Source organism: Candidatus Omnitrophota bacterium (assembly GCA_013791745.1).
GTDB lineage: Bacteria > CG03 > CG03 > CG03 > CG03 > CG03.
In genome coordinates this window covers 1-2,712 of sequence record VMTH01000147.1, presented here as the reverse complement: position 1 = coordinate 2,712, position 2,712 = coordinate 1, and the positions used below count along the sequence as shown (strand labels likewise).

The window sequence follows — 2,712 nt, the reverse complement described above, 5'->3', positions numbered from 1 at the left end:
CATTTTCGCGAATTCCCCGTCGCTGACTATGTTTACGGGCGTTTTTATATCGTCAAATTTCCTCACAGCGTAAACAGAGCGGGTTTTGACGCGCGAGGCGAGGAGCTCTTTCACCGCCTTGAGGCCTTCCACGACAAAGAGGCCGTGTTCATTTCTTTCTTTCTTGTTCTTCAGCGAACGGATCATCTGCATTTCGTTTTTGCTCATAGGGCGGATTGTATCACAATATCCGGCTTTTGCGCAATCGCCCGCATTACCGTCGGTGCGGACGGCAGAGCTGCCGCCCCGTCAAACACGCGATTTTTATACGCTTATCGCCTTCGGACTTCCGTATAGCGGCTGCGGAACTCGGCCGCCGAAGGCGGCCTCGGACATCCTCGCCTTTAGGAGTTTCCGTAGTCAGTCCTCGGCGCTTGCACTCAAATCGCTATCGTTTGCCTGGAGCGGTAAGCTCTGCCTGCCATCTGTCGCGCGCGGGAGCGGCTATTGCAATGCCCGTCCCGATATGGTTTAATTTCGCGTCGGAGGATGCGATGAAATACATAGACATTGATAAGTGGAAAAGAAAAAAACATTTTGAATTTTTCAGCGCAATGGATTATCCGCATTTCAGCCTTTGCGCGGATGTTGATGTGGGGGCAGTGCGGGAATATGTGAAAAAAGACGGTCTGTCTTTCTTTAAAGCTATCCTCTATATGGTCACATCCGCCGCGAACGCTGTACCGGAGCTCAGGCAGAGAATACGGGGCAAACAGGTTGTGGAGCATGACGCGGTTCATCCCTCTTTCACAATGCTCATGGAAAACGAGGTCTTCAGCTTCTGCCTTGTGGAATACGCGGCGGGTTATAATGAATTCGCGAAAAGAACGGCCTCGGCCATGGACGACACGGCAAAGAACCCCGGCATAGATGATCCCGAGCGTGACGACCTCCTTTATGTCACATCCATACCCTGGGTTTCGTTCACCAATATAACGCATCCCATACACATGCATCCGGCTGATTCCGTGCCGAGAATATCATTGGGGAAGTTTCAAAAACGGGGTGAAAAACTTTGGATGCCCCTGTCTCTTCAGGCTCACCACGCGCTTGTTGATGGCCTTCATAGTGGCAGGTTTTACAAGATTTTGCAGGATAAACTTAACAAACCGGATGAAGTTTTAGCCGGATGAATCCTCATTATTTTATAACGCATTGCTCAAAGGAAAAATCTTCTGAGGCGGCGTTACTTCCGGCCTTAAAGCGTTATCTCGCGCCGCACATAGAATATGTTTACAAACAGGCGCAGGTTTCGGGCGCCGGCTTTCTCATCTTTTCCGGCAAATACGGTTTTCTGGAAGCGGACGAGCCGATACCTTATTACGACACACTGCTCTCGCGCGGCGATTTCGCGATCATGGCGGATAAGGTTGACGCTCAATATAAAAAATACGCGTTTGATAAACTCAGTTTTTTTCATCTGGACATAACAAAAGACCCGAAGCTGACCGTGTACAGGGATTTTATAGAGAGCTTCGCCGTCCGCAACGGGATTGAGGCCGAATTCCAAACGCTGGATATGTGAAGGGTAAACCGCGTGCCGGAAAGGCATATCCCCGAAAAAATAGGACGGCAGAGCTACCCGTAGACGGCCGCTCACGCATGCGGTTCGCTGCCAATTCACTCGGGGCGCGGGTAAAACCCCTCGCTCATATGGCCCGCTACGGATAGCGTCTGCCGTCCCGTAGAGCTTTACAAATGCGGATTTTGTGATATAATGCCCTTATGGTAAATCAGAACACATCCCCTAACGCGCTCATAATTCTCGCTGTAGCTTTTCTGGTATGGTTTATGACGCAGACATTTAAGCTGCTCGTGGTGCTTGTAAACGAGAGGCGGCTGGCGCTTAAAGTATACGGCGCGACAGGAGGGATGCCCTCAACGCACGCGGCCGTGTGTTCGGCTTTCGCCATGGGGAACGGCATGCTCTTCGGTTTCACCTCGCCGCATTTCACGATGGCGGTGATGTTTCTCGTGGCGGTCGTCCACGACGCCGTCAAGGTGCGCACAGCCATAGCCGACAACACCAAGACCATGAAGAATTTCCTCGCCAGTATCATAGAAAATGAATACAGCCGGAAAATCTTAGAGCTCAACGATCTTGAAAAAAAACTGAACGGGTATCCGGACGCGAAGACATCGGCCGCCTTGAGGAAAATAAAAAGGACAAGAAGGGAAATAACGGATCTGCAAAGGCTGGAAGTCGTTCTCGGGCACACATTGTTTGAGTCCTTCGTCGGACTCGTGTCGGGGAGCCTGATCGCCTTCGTGTGCTATCACTATTTTTATCCCGGCGTTTATTAATTTGGTCAAATTTGCTATAAATCTCTATATATGAAAAAAGGCGTATTCATCACTTTTGAAGGCGGCGACGGCTGCGGTAAATCAACTCAGGCGGGGCTGCTCGCCGCGGCGCTCAAAAAAAAAGGGCATAAGGTTGTCAGGACAAGGGAGCCGGGCGGTTCGCTTTTTTGCGAGCATTTGCGCAAGCTCCTACTGGATCCGGAACACAAGGTTTTTCCTCTCGCGGAACTCATGCTCTATGAGGCTTCCCGGGCAGGACACACCGCCGAGGTTATAAGGCCGGCTCTGGATAAAGGCCATATCGTCATTTGCGAGAGGTATTCCGACGCCACAATAGCTTATCAGGGTTACGGCAGAGGCCTGAACATG

The 2,712-nt window shown here is 51.0% G+C and carries 5 protein-coding genes; 4 read left to right on the top strand and 1 reads right to left on the bottom strand.

From position 1 onward, the window contains the following. Positions 1 to 207 (bottom strand): RNA methyltransferase (locus FP827_06945; protein MBA3052804.1); only part of this gene is annotated, 207 nt, incomplete at its 3' end. Between the two features lie 284 nt (positions 208 to 491). On the opposite strand from FP827_06945, the gene FP827_06940 reads away from it, so the two are divergent. From FP827_06940 to tmk, 4 genes are all read left to right on the top strand, one after another. After that, on the top strand, positions 492 to 1,172 hold the full coding sequence (locus FP827_06940) for a chloramphenicol acetyltransferase (protein MBA3052803.1): 681 nt from the start codon (positions 492 to 494) through the stop codon (positions 1,170 to 1,172). Further along, positions 1,169 to 1,564: a hypothetical protein gene (locus tag FP827_06935; GenBank protein ID MBA3052802.1), complete on the top strand. Its 396-nt coding sequence runs from the start codon at positions 1,169 to 1,171 to the stop codon at positions 1,562 to 1,564. The genes FP827_06940 and FP827_06935 overlap by 4 nt, the downstream gene beginning before the upstream one ends. Before the next feature lie 200 nt (positions 1,565 to 1,764). Beyond that, positions 1,765 to 2,343 (top strand): hypothetical protein, encoded by a 579-nt coding sequence (locus FP827_06930; protein ID MBA3052801.1) that lies wholly within the window; start codon positions 1,765 to 1,767, stop codon positions 2,341 to 2,343. Positions 2,344 to 2,373: 30 nt separating this feature from the next. Continuing rightward, a partial coding sequence (tmk, locus tag FP827_06925) for a dTMP kinase (GenBank protein ID MBA3052800.1) occupies positions 2,374 to 2,712 on the top strand: 339 nt, incomplete at its 3' end.

What these genes read in the sequence shown, in the direction of transcription:
- FP827_06930 (MBA3052801.1), top strand. Translation starts at nt 1,765, where the DNA reads ATGGTAAATCAGAACACATCCCCTAACGCGCTCATAATTCTCGCTGTA.
- FP827_06940 (MBA3052803.1), top strand. Translation starts at nt 492, where the DNA reads ATGCCCGTCCCGATATGGTTTAATTTCGCGTCGGAGGATGCGATGAAA.
- FP827_06935 (MBA3052802.1), top strand. Translation starts at nt 1,169, where the DNA reads ATGAATCCTCATTATTTTATAACGCATTGCTCAAAGGAAAAATCTTCT.